This is a genomic window from Christiangramia aquimixticola (genome assembly GCF_048285835.1).
In the GTDB taxonomy this organism is placed as follows: domain Bacteria; phylum Bacteroidota; class Bacteroidia; order Flavobacteriales; family Flavobacteriaceae; genus Christiangramia; species Christiangramia aquimixticola.
On sequence record NZ_JBLVTL010000003.1, the window covers coordinates 366434 to 387731 of the forward strand.

The window sequence follows — 21298 nt, forward strand, 5'->3', positions numbered from 1 at the left end:
GGTTGAAAAATTGAAATAATCTTACTTTTGAAAACCAAACCACTGTTTTGAAAAGTAAAATTCTCCTTTTCTGTTTAATTATTTTTTGTTCCTGTAAGGACAAAGACCAGCAACCTGTGCCTTCCAATATGGAAGGCTCTGAAGTTATAGTTTCAGATGCAGAAGGATTTAAAATAACGGAGTTTGAAGGATATAAAATACTGAGTGTCAAATCACCCTGGCCGCAAGCTAAAGCACCTTTCAAATATCTTCTTAAAGAAAAAGATATTGAAGTACCCGGCAATATTAAATTTGATCAGGTGATTAACATACCTGTTGAAAGTCTTGTAGTAACATCCACTACTCATATTCCGGCTCTTGAAGCATTGGGTGTGGAAAATAAACTGGTTGGTTTCCCCGGCACCCATTACATTTCTTCAGAAATCACCCGCGACCTTATTGATACAGGTGAAATTAAAGAACTGGGTCAAAACGAAAATATTAATACTGAAGTTCTTATAAACCTTTCACCGGATGTTGTGATAGGTTTTGCGATAAATGCTTCAAATAAGGGTTATGAAACCATTCAGGAAACCGGAATTCCCGTTTTATACAATGGAGACTGGACCGAAAAAACTCCATTAGGAAAAGCTGAATGGATCAAGTTTTTTGGAGTTCTTTTAGATAAGCAAAAAGAAGCTGATTCTATCTACGGTCAAATAAAATCTGAATATATTTCTGCTAAAAAATTAGCCAAATCTGCTACAGAAATTCCCAAAGTTTTAAGCGGATCTATGTTCAATGACAAATGGTATTTACCTCATGGAAATTCCTGGCAGGCACAATTTATAAAAGATGCGAATGCGCATTATATCTATGAAAATACTGAAGGTGATGGAAGTTTAGCCCTGGCTTTTGAAAGTGTACTGGAAAAATCTGAAAATGTAGAAATATGGATAAGCTCCGGGCAATATGAATCTTACGAACAACTATTCAATGAATCTGAGCACTATAAAAGGTTTAAAGCGGTAAAAGACCAGGAAGTTTATAGCGTAAGTCTTACCAAAGGAGCTACGGGAGGAATTTTGTTTTATGAACTGGGACCGCAAAGGCCGGATATTATACTAAAAGACCTGATCTCAATTTTTCATCCGGATCTATTAAACAATTACCAACCCGTATTTTATAAGCCATTGCAATAATGTTGATACACAGGAAATTTACATTACCAATTGTCTTTCTATTCGTGGCTGTGATTATTACCTCCTTATTCAACATTAGTCTTGGGTCTGTAAATATTCCCGTTTCTGAGGTTATCGCCTCATTATTAGGGTTGGAAGTCAAGAATGACACCTGGAAATATATCGTTTTGGATTACAGGCTACCAAAAGCAATTACCGCAATTATTACCGGCTCCGGACTTGCAGTAAGCGGATTATTAATGCAGACCCTGTTTAGAAATCCTTTGGCAGGGCCATATGTTCTTGGTTTAAGTAGTGGTGCAAGTCTGGGCGTTGCAATAGTTTTTATGGGAGCTTCCCTGTTTGGTGCGTCAATGGCCGGTTTCCTTCTTTCTGAATGGAGTTTAGTGATCGCATCCAGTCTGGGAAGTTTACTGGTACTATTTGCTGTAATTTTAGCTTCCATTCGGTTAAGAGATACTATGGCTATTCTGGTAATAGGACTAATGTTTGCAAGTCTCACAGCTGCTATTGTAAGTGTTCTAGCCTACTTTAGTCCCGCCGCGCAACTACAGCAATATGTTTTCTGGTCCTATGGCAGCCTGGGAAATCTTAGCTGGAGCGAGGTTTGGATTTTAAGTTTATTCTGGATCACCGGGATCCTGATCGCCATAGGAAGCATTAAAAATTTAAATTCACTGCTATTAGGTGAACATTATGCCAGAAGTTTAGGTACCAATATTAAGAGAAACAGGTTATTGATCATCGTTGCTACGAGTATTCTTGCAGGGAGTATAACCGCATTTGCCGGACCTATTGCTTTTGTTGGATTGGCTGTTCCCCATTTAATCAGGCAGATCATCCCCTCTGCAAATCATATTACGCTGGTTCCTGCGGTAATATTCGGTGGAGCCATCCTTATGCTTTTATGTGATATAATTGCTCAGTTCCCGGGCAGTGAATTTAGCTTACCTATAAACGCTGTAACTTCACTAATTGGAGCACCGGTGGTTATCTGGTTACTTGTAAGAAAAAGAAGATTCAATTTTTAATGAATAAAGATTCTGCTAATATTATTTTAGAAACCAGGAACCTGGAAATAGGCTACAGAAAAAAGAAATCAACTGTATGCGTGGCCAGTGAGATCAATTTAAACATTGAACCCGGAGAACTCACCGCGGTTATTGGTATAAATGGCGCAGGCAAATCTACTTTATTAAAAACTTTAAGCGGAGTTATCCAAAATATTAAAGGTCAGGTTATTATAAAAAATAAAAACATTTTCACCCTTACTCCTTCTGAACTTTCAAAACATATTGGACTGGTACTTACCGAACAGGCAGTTTCAAAAAATTTAAGCGTTATAGAACTGGTAGCTTTAGGCCGGCAACCTTACACTAACTGGATAGGCACATTATCAAGAAAGGACCTTAAAAGGATATCCCAGGCGCTTGATATGGTTAATATCGAAAGCCTGAAGAATAAAAAATGCCACGAATTAAGTGACGGTCAGTTTCAAAAGGTAATGATCGCCAGAGCCATTGCACAGGACACCTCTATTATTATACTTGATGAACCCACGACTCACCTGGACATGTATCATACCGCCTATGTATTGAAATTACTTAAAAAGCTTAGCAGTAAAACCGGCAAAGCAATCCTGTTTGCAACTCACGAGATCAATCTTGCCCTCCAATTGTGCGATAAACTGGTTATTATTAAAGATAAAAAGACGTTGTTTGGAAAACCTGCAGATCTAATTGCTTCAGGTAATTTGAACGACCTGTTTCCTGATGAATTAATAGAGTTCGATAAAAACTCTTCAAGCTTTAGAATAAAGAAATAGTTTCCTTATTTTCATATTTTATTTCCCGGCAAAAGCGCTAACCTAAATGAACGACTATTTCATAATTGCAATTATTTCAATTTTTACTCTGGTTGCCGGTATATTGATTGGCTATTTTATTTCCCGTTTAAAATCACAATCTAAACAGGAAATATTAAAAGAAAAAATTGATCAATTAACTCTACAGATCAACGAACATAAAGAGCTTTTAAACAACACTTTAAGCGAAAACAAGATTGCAATTTCAGAATTAAAAAATGAAGCTAACAGAGAGATAGAGAACTATAAGAATGAATTAAAATCTCTTAGGCTGGAAAAAGAAAACATAAGTCTGGATCTGGTTAAAAAATCTGCCGATTTTGATAATCTGCTTCAGCAAAGTACTGAACAAAAATTAGAGGTTGAGAAGCTTCAGGAAAAATTCAGTAAAGAATTTGAGAATCTGGCTAATAAGATCCTTGAGCAAAAGTCAGAAAAATTCACGAGCTTAAACAAACAGAATATTGAAAATATTCTTGATCCCTTAAATAAGAGAATTAAAGAATTCGAAGAGAAGGTAAGTCTTACCAATATTGAATCTGTTAAACGTCATGCTGAACTTGGAGAAAAATTAAAGATTCTGAACGAACAAAACATCAAGATTAGTGAAGAGGCTACCAATCTAACCCGTGCTTTAAAAGGCAACATCAAAATGCAAGGGAACTGGGGAGAAATGGTACTGGAGAGGGTTCTTGAAAGAAGCGGACTTCAGAAAGACAGTGAATATTTTCTTCAGCAAAATTACAACACTTCAGAAGGTAAAAGGATAATCCCCGATGTGGTGATCCACCTGCCGGGAAACAAGAAAATGATCATCGATTCTAAAGTCTCACTTAACGCCTATGAACGTTATGTAAATGAGGAAGAGGTAACAGAGAAGTCAGGTCACCTTAAAAACCATTTGATCGCCGTACGAAACAGGGTAACAGAATTAAGTCAAAAAGACTACCATGCCCTGCATCAAACAGATAGTCCCGATTTTGTACTTCTTTTCATTCCTATTGAAGCAGCATTTGCCGTAGCTTCTAATGAGTATCCGGGCTTATACAATGAAGCTTTTGACAAGAACATCATTATCGTTACTCCAACTACTTTGCTTGCTGTATTAAAAACGATCGATAGTATGTGGCAGAATGAAAAACAAAAGCAAAATGCCATTGAGATCGCAACCCAGGCGGGAAATTTATATGATGCTTTCACCAATTTAACCACTGAATTACTAAAGGTTGGAAAACAGATAGAAACTGTGCAAAACTCCTACGACGGAGCGATGAAAAAATTGACCGGAAAAGGCAACCTTATTAGAAGAGTTGAAAAATTAAAGAAACTTGGTGCCAAGGCGAGTAAGCAAATTGACAGTAACTTAATAAAGGAAAATAACGAGTAAATTTGAGAGGAATATAGATTTTTGAATAACGAAGAAAGACTTGATCTTCCCCCTTTTTACATCATACAGAACAATTAAAAACATTCAATGAAAAAAACACTATTATATATATTTGGCGGAATTTTTATCCTTTGGCTTTTTTATTACGCCTTCATTCTTTTTGTCCCTTATAGCCAGGGAACCCGAAGCGGTGAACTTATCAAATTCAGTAGAAAAGGTGTAATCGTTAAAACCTGGGAAGGAGAAATAAGCCAGGGAATTAGCGGCGCTCAGATCTTCCAGTTTTCAGTTCTTGATAAGAATGAAGAGGTAATCGAAAACCTTAAGGAATTTGAAGGAAATTATGTGAAACTTACTTATGTAGAACGTTTTGCAACATTTTTCTTTTGGGGTGACACCAAATATTTTATTACAGAAGTAGAAAAGTCTGAAAGTCCACATTTTAGAAGATAATATGCAAGAAGAATTTAAAAACGTAGCCGAAAGTCAGGTTGTAATTTCAGAATTAATGCTTCCCTCCCATTCAAATTTTGGAGGAAAGATACATGGTGGATACATACTTTCCCTATTGGACCAGATCGCATTCGCCTGCGCGTCAAAACACTCAAGAGCTTATTGTGTGACTGCAAGTGTAGATACGGTCGATTTTCTTAGCCCAATTGAGATTGGGGAATTGGTAACAATGAAGGCTTCTGTAAATTATGTAGGGCGCAGTTCTATGGTAATTGGAATTAGAGTAGAAGCCGAAAATATTCAAACCGGAGTGGTAAAACACTGTAATTCCTCGTATTTCACTATGGTAGCAAAGGATAAGGAAGGTAATTCCATTTCGGTTCCCGGTCTTATCTTGAAAACAGATGATCAAATAAGGAGGTTTGCTAAAAGTATCAAACGTAAGGATATGAAGAAGAATCGTTCCCGGGAATTTCATGAAACCGATTTCTCGTCACAAAAATACCTTCATATCGTGGAAAACCATAAAGCTAAAATTGAAATGGAGCATTGAGATCCCACGGCTTTATATTAACCATCTTCCTTGCTATTATAGCGGCTTACCTTTTCCCGGGCGGCACAGAATTGCTTCCATTAAAGTCAATTACCGATGTTGGGATTGGATTAATTTTCTTTTTTTATGGTTTAAAACTGTCTCCGGCGGAGTTTAAGCAAGGCTTTATGAATTATAAAGTTCATATTATAATTCATTTAACCACATTTATAGTTTTTCCACTTCTCTGCCTTTTATGCCTACCTTTATTTAAAGATGGCCTGGAATCTGAATTATGGATTGCCCTATTCATTTTAGGAACTTTGCCTTCAACAGTATCGTCGTCTGTAGTAATGGTAGCGCTGGCAAAAGGAAATTTACCAACCGCAATATTCAATGCAAGCTTATCGGGGTTAATTGGTATTATTGCTACTCCTTTGTGGCTAAGCTTCGTTTTAGAAAAATCTACCGATTTTGACTTTTTAATCGTCCTGCAAAAACTATTCATTCAAATTATAGCTCCATTGATCCTTGGATTAATTTTGCAGAGATATTTGGGAAATATTGCCAGGAAGTATGGTAAACAACTAAGTCTCTTCGATAAAACCACAATCCTTCTTATTATTTATTCAAGCTTTAGCAACTCCTTTTCGTCTGATATTTTTTCAAGCATTGCCTGGATTGATATTCTTAAAATGTCAGCGATAGTTTTTATACTGTTTTTCGTTGTTTATTTTAGTTTAGAAGGGATCAGCAATTTATTAAAATTGAATACTGAAGATAAGATCACCGCACAATTTTGCGGAACAAAAAAATCACTGGTCCACGGGACTGTTATGCTCAGAGTGGTTTTTGGAGCCTCGGCTAACTCAGGCCTCATGTTGCTTCCCATCATGCTCTATCACTCGGCACAGCTAATCCTTATTGCCTGGTTTGCTGAAAAATACAGTAAAAGGGAGTTAAAGATTTAGGATTTTATTCTATTTTTAAAGAAAAAGAAATGAGATCTTTTTTAATTCCTGCCATCATATTTCTAAGTATCCTTCACTCCTGTGATAAAAACAGAAAAACCACCACCGAAAATGAGATTCAGAAATTTTCTGAATTTAAAAACATCGAGCGTATTGAGTGTTATGGCTATTTGAAGGATAGAGACACCATTTATATGGCCTTACATATTAAAAATGACACTTTGATTGAAGGAGACCTATCTTATTCTCTTAATGAGAAAGATTCCCAAAAAGGCTCAATACGTGGAAGGTTAAAAGGCGACAGTCTGTTTGCCGATTATACCTTTTCTGCCGAAGGGAAAAACAGTATTAGAGAAGTATTCTTTTTACGTACAGGGAAAGGATTTATGGAAGGTTCTACTGCATCTATTCAGAAAAAAAACAGAATGGTTTTTACTAACAAAGACTTTGACATTCACAGCGATTTTCCATTGATCAGAATGGATTGCCGATAGTTCACATTTACAGGTACGCTGAAATCTTTACTAATTGATAAGTAAACAAAATCCATCCTGCAATAAGAAACAAACCTCCTATTGGAGTCACCGGACCAAGGATTTTTAGTTTCTTCCCTCTTGAACTGCTATAGGTTAACCCATAAATACTAAAGGAGAACAATACCACGCCAATGATAAAACACCAGGCGGCCATATTCTGCCCACCTTCAGTGAATGGAAAAACAATTCCGCAAATAATTAATACTATAGAGTGGTACATTTGATATTTTACTCCTGTTTCAAAACTTTGCAGCTGATCATCATTAAAAGACCTCTTTAAAATATGGGCTCCAAACGCTCCCAGAATAACCGAAAGAGCTCCAAGTGATCCTCCGGCGATCAAGACTATTTCCTTCATAAATTAAGCGTATAAAAAAAAGTCATTCCAAATATAAAATATTCAGAATGACCTTTATAAATGCAGTTATTTGTTATTTACTCAAATACATTTTACGTCTTGAATAAAGATCGTAGAAATCATCATCTTTCAAACTATCAATAAACAGGATACTTTCCCCGGTACTTTTCATTTCCGGCCCCAGTTGCTTGTTCACATTATAAAACTTATTAAATGAGAACACCGGTTGCTTAATTGCATAGCCTTCCAGTTTAGGATTAAATTTAAAATCTTTCACCTTCTTCTCTCCTAGCATTACCTTGGTTGCATAGTTTACATAAGGCTCTTTATAAGCCTTGGCAATAAAAGGCACCGTTCTCGAAGCACGTGGGTTGGCTTCAATAATAAACACTTTATCATCTTTTATGGCAAACTGTATATTTATAAGGCCAACTGTATTAAGAGCCAGTGCTATCTTTTTAGTATGATCTTTAATTTGCTGCATCACCAGATCCCCAAGGTTAAATGGAGGTAACAACGCATTTGAATCTCCGGAATGTATTCCACAAGGTTCTATATGCTCCATGATCCCGATGATGTAAACATCTTCTCCGTCACAAATCGCATCGGCCTCAGCTTCAATAGCTCCGTCAAGATAATGATCCAGCAATAATTTGTTATTAGGTATCTTCCTTAACAGGTCTACTACATGAGCTTCAAGCTCATCTTTGTTAATTACGATCTTCATTCCCTGACCTCCCAAAACATAGGAAGGACGTACGAGAATTGGAAAATCAAGTTCGTCTGCCAGTTTTAATGCTTCTTCAGCTGTCTCAGCTGTTCCAAAATCAGGATAAGGGATATCATTTTCCTGTAGCAGTTTAGAGAAACTTCCGCGATCTTCAGCAAGATCCAGAGCTTCGAAACTTGTTCCCATGATCTTTATACCATACCTATCCAGCTTTTCAGCAAGTTTAAGAGCAGTTTGCCCTCCAAGTTGCACAATCACCCCTTCAGGCTTCTCATGCTGAATAATGTCATATATATGCTCCCAGAAGACTGGTTCAAAATATAATTTATCGGCAATATCGAAATCTGTAGAAACAGTTTCCGGGTTACAGTTGATCATTATGGTTTCATAACCACATTCTGAAGCAGCAAGTACTCCGTGAACACAGCTATAATCAAACTCAATTCCCTGACCAATCCTGTTAGGTCCGGATCCAAGAACAACGATCTTTTTCTTATCAGAAACTGTACTTTCATTCGAAGTATAGAACTCCCCTTCTTTAGAACGGATTCCTTCTTCGAAAGTAGAATAGTAATATGGAGTTTCGGCTTTAAATTCTGCCGCACAGGTATCTACTAATTTGTATACACGGTTAATGCCTAGTTCTGCTCGTTTTTTATAGACCTCACTTTCATAACAATCAAGCATGTGTGCGATCTGCCTGTCTGCAAAACCTTTTTGTTTTGCCTCCAGCATTAGATCTTTTGGCAAAGAATTTATATCATATCCGCTTATCTCAACTTCAAGGGCATTAAGCTCTTCATATTGTTTAAGAAACCACATATCGATCTTGGTGATCTCGTGGATTCGGCTTAATGGGATTCCCATTTGAATCGCATCATAAATCACAAAGACCCTGTCCCAACTTGGATTTGTAAGCTTATCTATAATCTGGTCATAATCCTTGTATCCTTTTCCATCTGCTCCCAGCCCATTTCTTTTTATCTCCAGAGACTGAGTTGCTTTGTGCAAAGCTTCCTGGAAAGACCTACCAATTCCCATTACTTCACCTACAGATTTCATTTGAAGACCTAAAGTCCTGTCAGACCCCTCAAACTTATCGAAGTTCCAGCGTGGAATTTTTACGATCACATAATCCAGTGATGGCTCAAATAATGCAGAAGTAGATTTCGTAATCTGGTTATCTAGTTCATCCAGGTTATAACCAAGAGCTAATTTGGTAGCGATTTTAGCGATAGGATACCCGGTAGCTTTTGAGGCAAGTGCAGATGATCGCGAAACCCTTGGGTTAATTTCGATTGCTACAATGTCTTCTTTTTCATCCGGGCTTACCGCGAACTGTACATTACAACCACCGGCAAAATCACCAATGCTGCGCATCATCTTGATTGCAAGATCACGCATCTTCTGGAATGTCTTATCACTTAAAGTCATTGCCGGAGCCACTGTTATGGAGTCACCGGTATGGATACCCATTGGATCCATATTTTCTATGGTACATATAATTACCACATTATCATTACGATCCCTTAAAAGCTCCAGCTCGTATTCTTTCCAGCCAAGTAGTGCTTTATCTATAAGTACCTCATGGATTGGAGAAGCCTCCAAACCTCTGGAAAGCATTTCGTCAAAATCTTCAGCTCTATGAACAAAACTTGCTCCTCCTCCACCAAGAGTAAAAGATGCACGAATTACCAAAGGAAAACCAAACTCCTGAGCCACTTCTTTTCCCTGAAGGTAAGAGGTAACCGTTTTGGCAGGTGCGACAGGCACTCCTAATTTCCCCATTAATTGTTTGAACTGCTCTCTGTCTTCGCAAATATTAATTGCGTCGATATCAACACCAATCAATTTTACATTAAAGTCGTTCCAGATTCCTTTTTCATCGGCTTCGATACACAAGTTTAATGCTGTTTGCCCTCCCATGGTAGGCAGTACAGCGTCAATTTCGGGATGATTCTTTAGAATCTCCACTATAGACTTGGTAGTAAGAGGTTTTAAATAAACATGATCTGCCATCGATGGATCGGTCATGATCGTGGCAGGGTTAGAGTTTATAAGGATTGTTTTGATCCCATCTTCTCTAAGAGAACGTAGAGATTGAGTTCCTGAATAGTCGAATTCACAGGCCTGGCCAATTATAATCGGTCCTGAACCTATAATTAAAACGCACTTGATGTTGTTGTTTTTAGGCATGATTATGTGTTGTATTCGCGTTAAGTTGTGTTCGCAATAAAAGTAAGAAGCGTTAGGGTATAAAAAAAGGCGTTACTCAAAAAGTAACACCTTTAATATTTCAATTAATGAGAATCATTAATGTTTATGTCTGTTTTCAGAAGATACAGATAACTTTTTTCTTCCTTTAGCCCTTCTTCTGGCCAGGACTTTTCTACCGTTTGCACTAGCCATACGCTCCCTAAAGCCGTGCTTATTTTTTCTTTTCCTCTTAGATGGTTGAAACGTTCTTTTCATTGTGTGTATCTTTTATCTTCTGTAAATTCGTTTTGGCTGTCTTTAAAACTGCGTGCAAATATACAAAGCTTTTTAAGTACTACAAATACTAAATTGAAAATATTTTTAATTGTTTTTCTTACCTTTGCCGCTCGAAAATCAAGATCCCTATGTTCAATAAGAATATTAAGTTAGTTTTAGCCGGTTTAATAATAGCTGTAGCTATATGGCAGTTTATAGAAGGTAAGATTGGAAACGGTATATTTTTACTATTGCTGTCTGGTATATTTATCTTCCTTTATTTTAAGAATGAAATTTTACTTCTGGCATTCCTAAGACTTAGAAAGCAGGATTTTGAAGGAGCAAAAAAGTGGTTAAATAAAATCAAGGATCCTGAAAAAGCTCTTATTACAAAGCAGCAGGGTTACTTTTGGTATCTTCATGGACTAATGGTTTCTCAAACCAATATCACTCAGGCTGAAAAATTCTTTAAACGAGCGATCAAATTAGGTCTTTCTATGGATCATGATCTGGCCATGGCAAAACTTAATCTTGCAGGAATAGCCATGACAAAAAGAAGAAAACGTGAAGCTACAACTCTGTTGAACGAAGCTAAAAAGCTGGATAAGCATGGGATGATGAACGATCAAATTAGAATGATGAAGGAGCAAATGAAAAAAATATAGCTCAAATTTTTTGTAAAATTATCATAATGCCCTTCTTTAACTAATATCCAAGTACTTTATCGAATAAATTTCTGAACCACTGATATCGAGCGTATTTTCGCGGTGTATACCCCAATACACCTATGAAGAGATATTTACTGGTACTAATATTGCTACTTATCAATAACCATATTTTCTCCCAGCAAAATATGGAAGAAAAGTATTTTTTCTCTGAAGCGCTCTTCGAACACCTTTCCGACTACAACAAAAAAGCCGATCTCGCATATAGATTTAACGACTACGAAAAAGGAAAAGAATTATTCCAGGAATTTACCAGCAATCATCTGGAAGGCTCCTATATGGATAATTTCAAATTTCGAAGGCTCAACAAAAAAGAGGTCAATTTATATGATTATGACAAGCCTGTTTTCCTTATTACCTATGCGAGCTGGATTATTCCTGCAAAAGGAGAAATCCCTGCGTTAAATAAACTCGCCCAGGAATATAAAGGCAAAATAGATTTTGTGGTACTTTTTTGGGACAAACGCGAAACTGTTAAAAAACTGGCAGATCAATTCTCTAAGAATATCTCCATAGTATATGTTGATGAATCTCAGAATAACGGCGCTTACGTAGTAAAACAGCTTAAACACTCTTTAGGTCTTCCTACCTGCTTTCTACTTTCAGAAGACAAACAGATAAGAGACATACGCAGAAGTGTTTTCACAGCGGCTTCAACAGACGAAGAAACCGCTTACAGGGAAAACTACATCGCTTTGGAAAGTTCGATCTCTAAAAATCTGATCTCAGATTATAATGAGGTTTATGCTGAAAATGTTACAAATCAGGAATAGAACCTCCTATTTAACCTCCGGATAGAATCCTTTTTCCGGGATATCTATATAATATAGTTTTCTGGTAGAATTTTTAAGGTGATCATCTCGTAACCACGGATTATGGATCTTCAGAATCTTATAATTGATCCCGAATTTTTTGGCGAAATCTGGAAAATCGGTTACCGCAGTATCCACTTTCACCTTTTTAACCGGGATATATTCATATAGATCTTCCTTGGTATAATCAAATCCATATTTTTCAGGGTTATTCATGATCTCTTTTAAAGCTACAATCCGGAATACATAACGACCCGTTTCTTCGCCCAATAATAAATCATAATACTCCTCCACTTTCTGTCTGTCTAATTGCTTATCAACACCATACTGCCCGGCATTATAAGAGGCCGCAGCCAGAGTCCAGGACCCAAATCTCGCTTTAGCTTTCTTAAGATAATCGGCAGCTACCCTGGTAGATTTTTCAATATGATATCTTTCATCAACATTTGCATTGATCTCCAAACCATACTCTTTTCCTGTTCCTTCCAGGATCTGCCAGAAACCAACAGCCTTGGCCGGAGAAACCGCCTGAGTCAAACCACTTTCTATAACCGCCAGATATTTAAAATCATCCGGCACTCCTTCTTCCTTAAGTATAGGCTCAATGATGGGGAAAAATTTACTGGCGCGCTTCATCAATAATAAAGCATTAGATTGCCAGTAAGTGTTCACAAGCAGCTCCCTGTCCATTCTTTCGTACACATCAGGATCTTTTAAAGGCACTTTTTCACCCGCAAATTCAAGATTTTCTGGCATTGGTAATGCTTTTACCCGGTAACTTTCAGCAACACTTCTATCCTTATCGAGTGAATTAGCTTTTGCTCCATTCCCTCCGCCATCTTCCTGCTGAATAACCGCATTGATACTTAACCCACAAACAGTAAGAAGTCCCACGATTATAAGTACACTCTTCAAAAAATTCATATTAACTGATTTAAATTGTTTTAATTTCTTTTGTAATCTTTCCGGTTTTGATCAGATTCGGTAAATTTTCATTAAACCAACGGAACCTGTTCACGATCATTATATGAGTACCATCTTTTACAATGATGGCATTTTTAATATTTTTAATTGGAAACACTTCATCTTTATCCCCATGAATATGCACCACCTGATCATCTGCTTTCTCACAATCCCAGGTTAGCATCTCTCTAATAGCCCAATCCAGATATTGTTTATCTGTAATTGAAATATATTGCTTGTATAATTTCGCTCTCGTCTTTAAAAAACTCCCAAAGGCAAACTTGTCAAAATGATCTACATAACTTACCAGGCTTGTAGGTAATATTTTAAATAATCCAGTTTTAGAGGCAAATTTCATTCGGGAAGGCAACTCATCATTACATTTAATACTGGAAATGATAATTACTCTTTTCACTTTCAGGATTTTTGACATTTCCTGAACAATAACCCCTCCAAAAGAGACCCCTATAAGAACGATATCCTCGTGATGAACGTATTTAGCCATTCTTTTTGAATACTCCTTTAAACTTTCATCGGCTTCCGGAATTTCCCATTCAAGATGATGAACATCAAATTCTGAAGCGGGTAGTTTTACATTTTCAAAAATCGAAGAACCTGCGGCCATTCCCGGCATGAAATATACGTGGATTGGCTTATTCACATTTCCCATTTTAACATGTATATAACAAGGAGTGCTCGCATAATATTGTAAATTTAACAATCAAAATTACTGCTAAAAACAGGACTTTCAAATTTCCTAAGCACAAATAATGGATAAAGTATTACACCCGGCAAATACTCGGGGTCGAGCAGATCATGGTTGGTTAAATGCCAATTTCTCCTTTAGTTTCGCAAATTTTTATGATCCGGAAAAAGTCCAATTTGGATTGCTTCGGGTTTTAAATGATGATTATGTAAAATCCGGCACCGGATTCGGCAAACATCCGCATCAGGATATGGAAATAATATCCATCCCATTAAAAGGCGCTATCAAGCATATGGATTCCATGAAACATTCCGCCGTTATAAGCGCAGGGGAAGTTCAGGTAATGAGTGCAGGTACAGGGATAGAACACAGCGAAATAAACTCTTCCGGTGAAGAACTCAACATGTTACAAATATGGATTCTACCGGATGCAAGCGGACACGAACCTCGATATGATCAAAAAGATTTTACTGAAGCGATTAAATCTGGCGAGCTGGTGAACATTGTTTCACCAATTTCAAATCCAAGCCCAAATTCTTTAACCATTAATCAGAATGCCTATTTACACCTTGGTGAATTTGAAACTGGCAGGGAAATTGAGTATAATTTAAAAAGTGAGAATAACGGAACTTATGTCTTTCTAATTGAAGGCGCCGCAGAAATTTGTGGTGAACACATAAAACGTCGGGATGCCATAGGAATTTGGAATACCAGAAATTTCACTTTGAAATTCACAAATGAATCGAAAGTACTTCTTATAGAAGTACCCATGAACTAATAAATTGAGGTATGAATAATGAAGATTTAAAGATTACAGATAATGAATTTTTAAGACAGTTTGAAACTACGATTAACGGCGAACTTGCTGTTATAGAATATTCACAACAGGATAGAAAAATATTTCTTACAAAACTAAGATTACCTGAAACTGCTAAAGACCATCAGGAGGATTTCATCAAAGCTGTTTTAACTGAAATAGTGGAGACCAGAAATACAAGAGTGGTGCCTACAAGTCCCGAAATTGCCAGTTATATACGTAGAAACCGCCGCAAATACAAAGACCTGCTGCCGGTAGGAATAAATATCTAAACACTTACGGGCTCAGGTAACTCTTCGAACCTTACCAGTCCATCTTCGGCAATTTCAGTTAATTTAATTGTTTGAAGAGTATTTACTTTATCAGGATTCCATGGAGCTTTTACTTTAACGTAATTCTCCGTGAATCCATGGATATACCCTTCTTTATTCTCACCTTCAAAAAGGACTTTAAGGGTATTCCCAAGCTGACTTTCGTAAAAAGCTCTACGTTTCTTAGCTGATAAACCACGGAGCATTTTACTGCGCTTTTTTCTGACTTTTAAAGGCACTACGCCCTCCATGTCAGCGGCCGGAGTATTATCCCTTTCTGAATATGTGAAAACGTGCAGATAGGAAATATCCAGATCATTCAGAAAATTATAGGTTTCAAGAAAATGCTCTTCTGTTTCACCGGGAAATCCAACAATAACATCAACGCCAATACAGGCATCTGGCATAACCTCCTTAATTCTCGCTACTCTGTCCACATAAAGGTCGCTCATATACCTGCGACGCATAAGCTTTAGAATCGCATCGCTCCCACTCTGCAATGGAATATGAAAGTGAGGAACAAATGTTCTGCTTTGAGCTACAAAATCGATGGTCTCATTTTTAAGCAGGTTAGGCTCGATAGAAGAAATTCTTAATCTTTCTATTCCCTGCACCTCGTCTAAGGCTTTTACAAGATCCAGAAAAGTATGCTCGTGTTTTTTATTTCCAAATTCACCTTTCCCATAATCCCCGATATTTACACCGGTTAAAACGATTTCCTTAATTCCCTGTTCAGAAATTTCAGCGGCATTCTGCAAAACATTTTCCAGTTTATCACTTCGGGAGATTCCACGAGCCAGAGGAATTGTACAATAGGTACATTTATAATCACATCCATCCTGAACTTTTAGAAAAGCTCTGGTTCTATCCCCTATGGAATAAGAACCAACATAAAAATCGGCTTCAGTAATTTCACAGGAATGAACTTCCCCGTGATCATTTTTGGTAAGATCGTTAAGGTAATCTGTGATTTTGAATTTTTCAGTAGCTCCTAATACCAGATCCACACCATCAACAGCAGCAAGTTCTTCAGGTTTCAACTGAGCATAACATCCAACCGCGATCATAAACGCATCTTCGTTACTTTTTTGCGCCTGCTTTACTATGGTTTTAAAACGTTTGTCAGCATTTTCAGTAACCGAACAAGTGTTAATCACATATATATCGGCTTTTTCATCAAATTCAACACGCTCCAATCCTTCGTTTTCAAAAGACCTGGCAATGGTGGATGTTTCTGAAAAATTCAGTTTACATCCAAGTGTATAAAATGCTACTTTCTTTGCTTCCATAATCCACAGTAAATTCCCAATCGATATTTGGGGTTGCAAAGATACCAACTAAAAATGTTTCTGTAAAATGATTCGGGATTTGTAATAATCTAAATTCCTGAGCTTTAAATAATAGTAGAGTTCGCCCCTTCTTTTTAAACAACAGAAACTTAAAAATTTAATAAACAAAACACCATAACTTAGAAAGCTATGGTGCCTGATATGTATCCCGCTTTTAAAAAGTATTATTTAATTCTTTCTCCATTTAGCGGAACTTTCAAAGACGTGGCTGAGGATCTTCTCATCTTCTTCAGTAAGCTCTTCTCCCCTGCGTTGCATAACCAGTCTTGAAGTTTCAAATACCTTCGCCAGTTTATACGTACTCGTTCCGGCACTACCACCCCAGCTAAAACTTGGGATAAAATTTCTTGGGAATCCGCTGCCAAATATATTTGCACTCACCCCAACAACAGTTCCTGTATTGAACATGGTATTAATCCCACATTTACTATGATCCCCCATGATCAAACCACAAAATTGAAGTCCGGTTTTTGCGAAATTTTCAGTGTTATAATTCCAGAGTCTAACTTCAGCGTAATTATTCTTAAGATTGGAATTATTAGAATCTGCTCCAATATTACACCACTCCCCTAAAACTGAATTACCTAAAAAGCCATCATGGCCCTTATTGCTATTCTGGAAAAGCACAGAATTGCTAATCTCCCCACCAGCTTTACAGGCTGGCCCAATAGTCGTAGGACCATAGATCTTAGCACCAAGCTTAATGGTTGCACCTTCACATAAGGCAAGCGGCCCACGAATTAAGGATCCTTCCATAATAGTAGCATTTTTACCAATATAGATAAGACCTGAAGATGCATTAAGAGAACAGTTCTCCACACTTGCCCCCTCTTCTATAAAAATATTTTCAGGTGATTTTACAAAGTTGGAAGTATCTATGGGCTGAGATTTTCGATTTTGAGTTAAAAAATCAAAATCAAGCTTTATAGCCTTATCATTTTTTGAGAAAATATCCCAGGTTTTTGCTATCTGTGTAACTTCTTCGTCAAATTGAATGGATTTAAAATCTTCAATATCCGCATCCTTTTCATTTTGATAATAAGCTATTACCAGCTCATCTTCTACCAGTTTTTCACCTACCTGAAGTTTATTAACTGCCGCCACCATTCCTGGAGTTGGCAAAATCGAAGAATTAATGAAAACATTGTTTTCGTCAAATTTTATCGGCCATTTACCGCTTAGATAATCTTCAGTTTTAGTAGAAGTTTCCTGTTGCAAATATGCTTCCCATTTCTCACGGATAGTTAGAACACCTACTCTTATATCGGCGACAGGACGGGTATAGGTAAACGGCAAAAGATCGTTACGAACCGGACCGTCAAAAAGAATGTAATTCATATTGAAAATTTTTCCAAAATTAATGGTTCCTGAAGAACAGCAAAGAAATTAACTAAAATAGCGCACAAAAAAAGCCGCTAATAGCGGCTCAATATATTTGAAAAGACAGGAAAAATTACTTTTTCTTGAATTTTGAGTATTTGTTTTTGAACTTGTCAATTCTACCTGCACTATCCACAAGCTTAGTTTGCCCAGTGTAATATGGGTGAGAAGTTCTGGAAATTTCCAGTTTTACCAACGGGTATTCAGTTCCGTCAACTTCGATAGTTTCTTTTGTTTTTGCGGTAGACTTAGTAATAAATACATCTTCATTTGACATATCTTTAAAAGCTACCAGTCTATAATTTTCCGGATGGATTCCCTGCTTCATCGCTTTGATCTTTTAATTTTCGAGGTGCAAATTTAATTAATAACTCCTTAACTGCAAATAAAAATGCAAAAACTTTTTATTAATTAAGGATTGTAACGTTTTCCTATATTTGATAACTAACTGCTAAACTAATCAATCTTCAATTAACAATGGAACAATCTTCTAAAAAATTAGCAACCAGCTACGGGGTGTATCTTGGTATTTCTTTAATTCTTATTACGGTACTTATTTACGCTTTCGACATTTCCTTAATGACCGAATGGTATTTAATGGTACTAAACCTTATTCTAATACTGGTATTGGGAACTATGGCTGTTAAGAAAGCAAAAACCGCCAGCACTACTCTCTTTACTTTTAAAAATGCTTTTTCAGCTTATTTTTTAACGGTAGTAACAGGATTGTTCATTGCAACCATTTTCAGCCTTATTCTTTTTAATTTAATTGACCCTGAAGCTGCAGAGACCTTGAAGGAACTTAGCATGGAAAAACAAGTGGAAATGCTTGAAAACTTTGGAATGACAGAAGCTCAAATAAATGAAGCTATGATTAAAATGCAGGAAGAAGAAACCTTTTCCATTAAAAATGTAACTATTAGCTTTGCATCTCAATTGATATTCTTTTCTATTATAGGTTTAATAATTGCATTGATCTTTAGAGAGAAGGATAAAACTAACGCATAATAAATGCAGATATCGGTAGTCATACCATTACTCAACGAAGAGCAATCTTTGGTTGAATTATATAATTGGATCGCAAAAGTAATGCGATCCAATTCCTTTTCCTATGAAATCATTTTTATCGATGATGGCAGCACCGATGGATCCTGGGATACCATTGAAGCCCTGGCCGATCTTGATGAAAATGTAAAGGGAATTAGATTTAACCGGAACTACGGTAAATCTCAGGCCTTACATGCCGGCTTTTTAAAAGCTGAAGGTGACGTGGTAATTACCATGGATGCCGACCTACAGGACAACCCCGAAGAAATCCCGGAGCTATATGCCATGGTCGCAAAAGAAGATTTTGATCTGGTATCCGGCTGGAAGAAGAAAAGGTATGACAATGTCATTACCAAAAACCTTCCCTCCAAATTATTCAATGCGGCGGCAAGAAAAACATCCGGGGTGAAACTTCATGATTTCAATTGCGGATTAAAGGCCTACAAAAATTCGGTCATTAAGAATATTGACGTTTATGGCGAGATGCACAGGTACATCCCGGTATTGGCTAAAAACGCCGGTTTTTATAATATTACCGAAAAAGAAGTAAAACACCAGGCCAGAAAGTACGGAAAGACCAAATTTGGCGTTAACCGCTTTATTAATGGATTTCTGGATCTTATTAGTATCTGGTTCTTATCCAAATTTGGAAGACGTCCCATGCACCTTTTTGGAGCCGTGGGCGTTATTATGTTCATTATAGGATTCCTCTCTGCAGGATGGATAGGAATTTCTAAATTATACAAGCTATATCACGGCTTACCCAATGTTTTGGTTGCACAAAATCCATGGTTCTACATTTCACTTACGGTGATGATGCTGGGAACTCAGTTTTTTCTGGCTGGATTTTTAGGAGAATTGATTCTCCGCTCCAAACGGGACAAAGAGAGGTATTTAATCAAGAAAACGACTCCTAATATTTAGGAACAATCATAGTATAATCATTATTTTTGCCAAGTAAAAAATTAATTATGTCTACAAACAAACCAGAAATACTCCAAAAGGCGGAAGCCTGGCTAACTGATACTTTTGATGCTGATACAAAAAAAGAGATCAATCGCTTAATAAAAGACGATCCCAAAGAATTGGAAGAGTGTTTTTATAAGAATGCCGAATTTGGAACTGGTGGAATGCGTGGCGTAATGGGTGTGGGAACTAACCGCATCAATAGATATACCCTTGGAAAGAATACTCAGGGATTATCAAATTACCTGAAAACATCTTTTCCGGGAGAAGATCTAAAAGTTGCGATCGCTTATGATTGCCGGAATAACAGTCAGGAATTGGCAAAAGTTGTTGCCGATGTATTTTCAGCAAACGGAATTAAGGTTTTTCTTTTTTCGGAATTAAGACCAACTCCCGAGCTTTCTTTCGCAGTTAAGAAACTAAATTGTCACTGTGGAATCGTGCTTACTGCCAGCCATAATCCCCCGGAATATAATGGTTATAAAGTATACTGGCAGGATGGTGGTCAATTGGTTCCGCCACAGGATAAAGATCTTATTACAATTATCAACGAATTGGAATACGATGCTGTTAAATTCGATGCTAACGAAGATTTAATTGAAAAGATTGATATAGAAGTAGATAAGGCTTTTGCTGAAGCTTCTGTAAAAAATGGAAGTTTTGATACTCCTGCATCTGCTAGAGAGGACCTTAAAATTGTTTTCACTTCCCTTCATGGAACTTCAATTACGATGATCCCTGAAGTACTTGAAAAAGCAGGATTCTCCAATGTTCATATTGTTGAAGAGCAAAGAGAACCGGATGGTAATTTCCCAACCGTAAAATCTCCTAATCCCGAAGAGCCTGAAGCTCTTAAAATGGCTTTGGAAAAAGCGGCTGAAATTGATGGTGATATTGTAATTGGAACAGATCCCGATTGTGACCGTCTTGGAGTTGCCGTAAAAGATCTTAATGGTGAGATGATCCTTCTTAATGGAAATCAAACCATGCTTGTTATGACATGGTTCCTGCTGGAAGAATGGAAAAAACAGGGAAGATTAAAAGGAAAAGAATTTGTAGCTTCTACAATTGTTTCCACTCCAATGCTTAAAAATCTTACTGAAGCCTACAACGTAAAATACATGGAAGTCCTTACCGGATTTAAATGGATCGCCAAGCTTATAAAAGATCATCCGGAGATGGATTTTATTGGTGGTGGAGAAGAAAGTTTTGGTTATATGGTGGGTGAGTTTGTAAGAGATAAGGATGCTGTTACCGCTACCCTACTTGCATGCGAGATTTCTGCGAAAATGAAAGCTGAAGGAAAATCTTTCTATGAAAAACTTCTTGAATTATATGTAGAACATGGACTTTACCGCGAAGAGCTGATCTCTTTAGTGAAAAAAGGTATACAGGGAGAAAAGGAGATCAAACAAATGCTTATCGACCTAAGAGAAAATCCATGGCAGGAAATTGATGGTGAAAAAGTGGTGCTTATTGAAGACTACAACACCTCCATAGCTAAAAATTTACAGGATCGTACTGAAAATAAGATTGACATTCCAAAATCGAATGTATTGATCTATTATACTGAAAACGGAACTAAAATAGCTGCCCGCCCAAGTGGTACAGAGCCTAAGATCAAATTCTACATTAGCGTGAATTCGCAATTGGATTCCATTTCTAATTTTAACGAAGAAGATCAAAAATTAAGCGACAAAATTGCCCGAATCAAAGAAGAACTAAAACTGGGCTAACA

At 37.0% G+C, this 21298-nt stretch carries 23 protein-coding genes; 15 read left to right on the forward strand and 8 right to left on the reverse strand.

The genetic code is table 11. From position 1 onward, the window contains the following. Nucleotides 1-47 precede the first annotated feature (47 nt). The 8 genes from ACNKXV_RS08605 (at nucleotide 48) to ACNKXV_RS08640 (ending at nucleotide 6882) form a co-directional block, all read left to right on the forward strand. Nucleotides 48-1181 carry an ABC transporter substrate-binding protein gene (locus tag ACNKXV_RS08605; RefSeq protein ID WP_417907303.1) on the forward strand — a complete coding sequence of 378 codons (1134 nt, stop codon included), beginning with the start codon at nucleotides 48-50 and terminating at the stop codon, nucleotides 1179-1181. After that, nucleotides 1181-2212 carry an iron chelate uptake ABC transporter family permease subunit gene (locus tag ACNKXV_RS08610; protein ID WP_417907304.1) on the forward strand — a complete coding sequence of 344 codons (1032 nt, stop codon included), beginning with the start codon at nucleotides 1181-1183 and terminating at the stop codon, nucleotides 2210-2212. Before ACNKXV_RS08605 ends, ACNKXV_RS08610 begins: the two co-directional genes overlap by 1 nt. Further along, nucleotides 2212-3006: an ABC transporter ATP-binding protein gene (locus ACNKXV_RS08615; protein WP_417907305.1), complete on the forward strand. Its 795-nt coding sequence runs from the start codon at nucleotides 2212-2214 to the stop codon at nucleotides 3004-3006. Before ACNKXV_RS08610 ends, ACNKXV_RS08615 begins: the two co-directional genes overlap by 1 nt. Before the next feature lie 46 nt (nucleotides 3007-3052). Then, nucleotides 3053-4432: a DNA recombination protein RmuC gene (locus tag ACNKXV_RS08620; RefSeq protein WP_417907306.1), complete on the forward strand. Its 1380-nt coding sequence runs from the start codon at nucleotides 3053-3055 to the stop codon at nucleotides 4430-4432. Between the two features lie 87 nt (nucleotides 4433-4519). Continuing rightward, nucleotides 4520-4885, forward strand: coding sequence for a 6-phosphogluconate dehydrogenase (locus ACNKXV_RS08625; protein ID WP_417907307.1), 366 nt, complete (start codon nucleotides 4520-4522; stop codon nucleotides 4883-4885). Between the two features lies 1 nt (nucleotide 4886). After that, nucleotides 4887-5438 carry an acyl-CoA thioesterase gene (locus ACNKXV_RS08630; RefSeq protein WP_417907308.1) on the forward strand — a complete coding sequence of 184 codons (552 nt, stop codon included), beginning with the start codon at nucleotides 4887-4889 and terminating at the stop codon, nucleotides 5436-5438. Continuing rightward, the gene (locus ACNKXV_RS08635; RefSeq protein WP_417907309.1) at nucleotides 5435-6388 is read left to right on the forward strand and encodes a bile acid:sodium symporter; all 954 of its coding nucleotides are present in this window, start codon (nucleotides 5435-5437) and stop codon (nucleotides 6386-6388) included. Before ACNKXV_RS08630 ends, ACNKXV_RS08635 begins: the two co-directional genes overlap by 4 nt. Before the next feature lie 29 nt (nucleotides 6389-6417). After that, nucleotides 6418-6882: a hypothetical protein gene (locus ACNKXV_RS08640; RefSeq protein ID WP_417907310.1), complete on the forward strand. Its 465-nt coding sequence runs from the start codon at nucleotides 6418-6420 to the stop codon at nucleotides 6880-6882. 7 nt (nucleotides 6883-6889) lie between these two features. Here the strand turns inward: ACNKXV_RS08640 and ACNKXV_RS08645 are convergent, their stop codons facing one another. The 3 genes from ACNKXV_RS08645 to rpmH all read right to left on the reverse strand — a co-directional run bounded on the left by ACNKXV_RS08645 (nucleotide 6890) and on the right by rpmH (nucleotide 10484). Then, the gene (locus ACNKXV_RS08645) at nucleotides 6890-7282 is read right to left on the reverse strand and encodes a DUF423 domain-containing protein (protein ID WP_417907311.1); all 393 of its coding nucleotides are present in this window, start codon (nucleotides 7280-7282) and stop codon (nucleotides 6890-6892) included. 73 nt (nucleotides 7283-7355) lie between these two features. Continuing rightward, on the reverse strand, nucleotides 7356-10208 hold the full coding sequence (carB, locus tag ACNKXV_RS08650) for a carbamoyl-phosphate synthase large subunit (RefSeq protein WP_417907312.1): 2853 nt from the start codon (nucleotides 10206-10208) through the stop codon (nucleotides 7356-7358). Nucleotides 10209-10325: 117 nt separating this feature from the next. After that, nucleotides 10326-10484: a 50S ribosomal protein L34 gene (rpmH, locus tag ACNKXV_RS08655; protein ID WP_011708966.1), complete on the reverse strand. Its 159-nt coding sequence runs from the start codon at nucleotides 10482-10484 to the stop codon at nucleotides 10326-10328. 149 nt (nucleotides 10485-10633) lie between these two features. Between rpmH and ACNKXV_RS08660 the strand changes: the two genes are divergently transcribed. Both ACNKXV_RS08660 and ACNKXV_RS08665 read left to right on the forward strand, forming a co-directional pair. Next, complete coding sequence (locus ACNKXV_RS08660; protein WP_417907313.1) at nucleotides 10634-11149, forward strand: tetratricopeptide repeat protein; 516 nt, start codon at nucleotides 10634-10636, stop codon at nucleotides 11147-11149. A gap of 122 nt (nucleotides 11150-11271) precedes the next feature. Continuing rightward, nucleotides 11272-11982: a TlpA family protein disulfide reductase gene (locus tag ACNKXV_RS08665; protein ID WP_417907314.1), complete on the forward strand. Its 711-nt coding sequence runs from the start codon at nucleotides 11272-11274 to the stop codon at nucleotides 11980-11982. 6 nt (nucleotides 11983-11988) lie between these two features. Here ACNKXV_RS08665 and ACNKXV_RS08670 read toward each other — a convergent pair whose 3' ends face one another. Next, the gene (locus ACNKXV_RS08670) at nucleotides 11989-12945 is read right to left on the reverse strand and encodes a lytic transglycosylase domain-containing protein (RefSeq protein ID WP_417907315.1); all 957 of its coding nucleotides are present in this window, start codon (nucleotides 12943-12945) and stop codon (nucleotides 11989-11991) included. 10 nt (nucleotides 12946-12955) lie between these two features. Then, complete coding sequence (locus tag ACNKXV_RS08675; RefSeq protein ID WP_417907316.1) at nucleotides 12956-13654, reverse strand: alpha/beta hydrolase; 699 nt, start codon at nucleotides 13652-13654, stop codon at nucleotides 12956-12958. 100 nt (nucleotides 13655-13754) lie between these two features. On the opposite strand from ACNKXV_RS08675, the gene ACNKXV_RS08680 reads away from it, so the two are divergent. Then, nucleotides 13755-14468: a pirin family protein gene (locus tag ACNKXV_RS08680; protein WP_417907317.1), complete on the forward strand. Its 714-nt coding sequence runs from the start codon at nucleotides 13755-13757 to the stop codon at nucleotides 14466-14468. Between the two features lie 11 nt (nucleotides 14469-14479). Further along, entirely contained in the window at nucleotides 14480-14779 is a 300-nt protein-coding gene (locus ACNKXV_RS08685) for a GNAT family protein (protein ID WP_417907318.1), read from the forward strand. Here the strand turns inward: ACNKXV_RS08685 and mtaB are convergent. From mtaB to ACNKXV_RS08700, 3 genes are all read right to left on the reverse strand, one after another. Beyond that, nucleotides 14776-16107 (reverse strand): tRNA (N(6)-L-threonylcarbamoyladenosine(37)-C(2))-methylthiotransferase MtaB, encoded by a 1332-nt coding sequence (gene mtaB / locus ACNKXV_RS08690; RefSeq protein WP_417907319.1) that lies wholly within the window; start codon nucleotides 16105-16107, stop codon nucleotides 14776-14778. The genes ACNKXV_RS08685 and mtaB overlap by 4 nt on opposite strands. 228 nt (nucleotides 16108-16335) lie before the next feature. Beyond that, nucleotides 16336-17505 (reverse strand): GlmU family protein, encoded by a 1170-nt coding sequence (locus ACNKXV_RS08695; protein WP_417907320.1) that lies wholly within the window; start codon nucleotides 17503-17505, stop codon nucleotides 16336-16338. 115 nt (nucleotides 17506-17620) lie between these two features. Continuing rightward, on the reverse strand, nucleotides 17621-17875 hold the full coding sequence (locus ACNKXV_RS08700) for a type B 50S ribosomal protein L31 (RefSeq protein ID WP_131395043.1): 255 nt from the start codon (nucleotides 17873-17875) through the stop codon (nucleotides 17621-17623). 149 nt (nucleotides 17876-18024) lie between these two features. Here ACNKXV_RS08700 and ACNKXV_RS08705 point away from each other — a divergent pair, with 149 nt between their 5' ends. The 3 genes from ACNKXV_RS08705 to ACNKXV_RS08715 are packed head-to-tail and all read left to right on the forward strand — an operon-like array spanning nucleotide 18025 to nucleotide 21296. Continuing rightward, the gene (locus ACNKXV_RS08705) at nucleotides 18025-18555 is read left to right on the forward strand and encodes a DUF4199 domain-containing protein (protein WP_417907321.1); all 531 of its coding nucleotides are present in this window, start codon (nucleotides 18025-18027) and stop codon (nucleotides 18553-18555) included. Nucleotides 18556-18558: 3 nt separating this feature from the next. Further along, nucleotides 18559-19518 carry a glycosyltransferase family 2 protein gene (locus ACNKXV_RS08710; RefSeq protein ID WP_417907322.1) on the forward strand — a complete coding sequence of 320 codons (960 nt, stop codon included), beginning with the start codon at nucleotides 18559-18561 and terminating at the stop codon, nucleotides 19516-19518. A 47-nt stretch (nucleotides 19519-19565) separates the two neighbouring features. After that, complete coding sequence (locus tag ACNKXV_RS08715; protein ID WP_417907323.1) at nucleotides 19566-21296, forward strand: phospho-sugar mutase; 1731 nt, start codon at nucleotides 19566-19568, stop codon at nucleotides 21294-21296. Nucleotides 21297-21298: the final 2 nt, after the last annotated feature.

Bases quoted from the DNA above. Each gene is read 5' to 3' on its own strand.
- ACNKXV_RS08680 (WP_417907317.1), top strand. From the start codon at position 13,755: ATGGATAAAGTATTACACCCGGCAAATACTCGGGGTCGAGCAGATCAT.
- ACNKXV_RS08670 (WP_417907315.1), bottom strand. From the start codon at position 12,945: ATGAATTTTTTGAAGAGTGTACTTATAATCGTGGGACTTCTTACTGTT.
- ACNKXV_RS08615 (WP_417907305.1), top strand. From the start codon at position 2,212: ATGAATAAAGATTCTGCTAATATTATTTTAGAAACCAGGAACCTGGAA.
- ACNKXV_RS08665 (WP_417907314.1), top strand. From the start codon at position 11,272: ATGAAGAGATATTTACTGGTACTAATATTGCTACTTATCAATAACCAT.
- carB (WP_417907312.1), bottom strand. From the start codon at position 10,208: ATGCCTAAAAACAACAACATCAAGTGCGTTTTAATTATAGGTTCAGGA.
- ACNKXV_RS08675 (WP_417907316.1), bottom strand. From the start codon at position 13,654: ATGGGAAATGTGAATAAGCCAATCCACGTATATTTCATGCCGGGAATG.
- ACNKXV_RS08710 (WP_417907322.1), top strand. From the start codon at position 18,559: ATGCAGATATCGGTAGTCATACCATTACTCAACGAAGAGCAATCTTTG.
- ACNKXV_RS08705 (WP_417907321.1), top strand. From the start codon at position 18,025: ATGGAACAATCTTCTAAAAAATTAGCAACCAGCTACGGGGTGTATCTT.
- mtaB (WP_417907319.1), bottom strand. From the start codon at position 16,107: ATGGAAGCAAAGAAAGTAGCATTTTATACACTTGGATGTAAACTGAAT.
- ACNKXV_RS08660 (WP_417907313.1), top strand. From the start codon at position 10,634: ATGTTCAATAAGAATATTAAGTTAGTTTTAGCCGGTTTAATAATAGCT.
- ACNKXV_RS08715 (WP_417907323.1), top strand. From the start codon at position 19,566: ATGTCTACAAACAAACCAGAAATACTCCAAAAGGCGGAAGCCTGGCTA.
- ACNKXV_RS08700 (WP_131395043.1), bottom strand. From the start codon at position 17,875: ATGAAGCAGGGAATCCATCCGGAAAATTATAGACTGGTAGCTTTTAAA.
- ACNKXV_RS08625 (WP_417907307.1), top strand. From the start codon at position 4,520: ATGAAAAAAACACTATTATATATATTTGGCGGAATTTTTATCCTTTGG.
- ACNKXV_RS08685 (WP_417907318.1), top strand. From the start codon at position 14,480: ATGAATAATGAAGATTTAAAGATTACAGATAATGAATTTTTAAGACAG.
- ACNKXV_RS08620 (WP_417907306.1), top strand. From the start codon at position 3,053: ATGAACGACTATTTCATAATTGCAATTATTTCAATTTTTACTCTGGTT.
- rpmH (WP_011708966.1), bottom strand. From the start codon at position 10,484: ATGAAAAGAACGTTTCAACCATCTAAGAGGAAAAGAAAAAATAAGCAC.
- ACNKXV_RS08610 (WP_417907304.1), top strand. From the start codon at position 1,181: ATGTTGATACACAGGAAATTTACATTACCAATTGTCTTTCTATTCGTG.
- ACNKXV_RS08645 (WP_417907311.1), bottom strand. From the start codon at position 7,282: ATGAAGGAAATAGTCTTGATCGCCGGAGGATCACTTGGAGCTCTTTCG.
- ACNKXV_RS08695 (WP_417907320.1), bottom strand. From the start codon at position 17,505: ATGAATTACATTCTTTTTGACGGTCCGGTTCGTAACGATCTTTTGCCG.
- ACNKXV_RS08640 (WP_417907310.1), top strand. From the start codon at position 6,418: ATGAGATCTTTTTTAATTCCTGCCATCATATTTCTAAGTATCCTTCAC.
- ACNKXV_RS08630 (WP_417907308.1), top strand. From the start codon at position 4,887: ATGCAAGAAGAATTTAAAAACGTAGCCGAAAGTCAGGTTGTAATTTCA.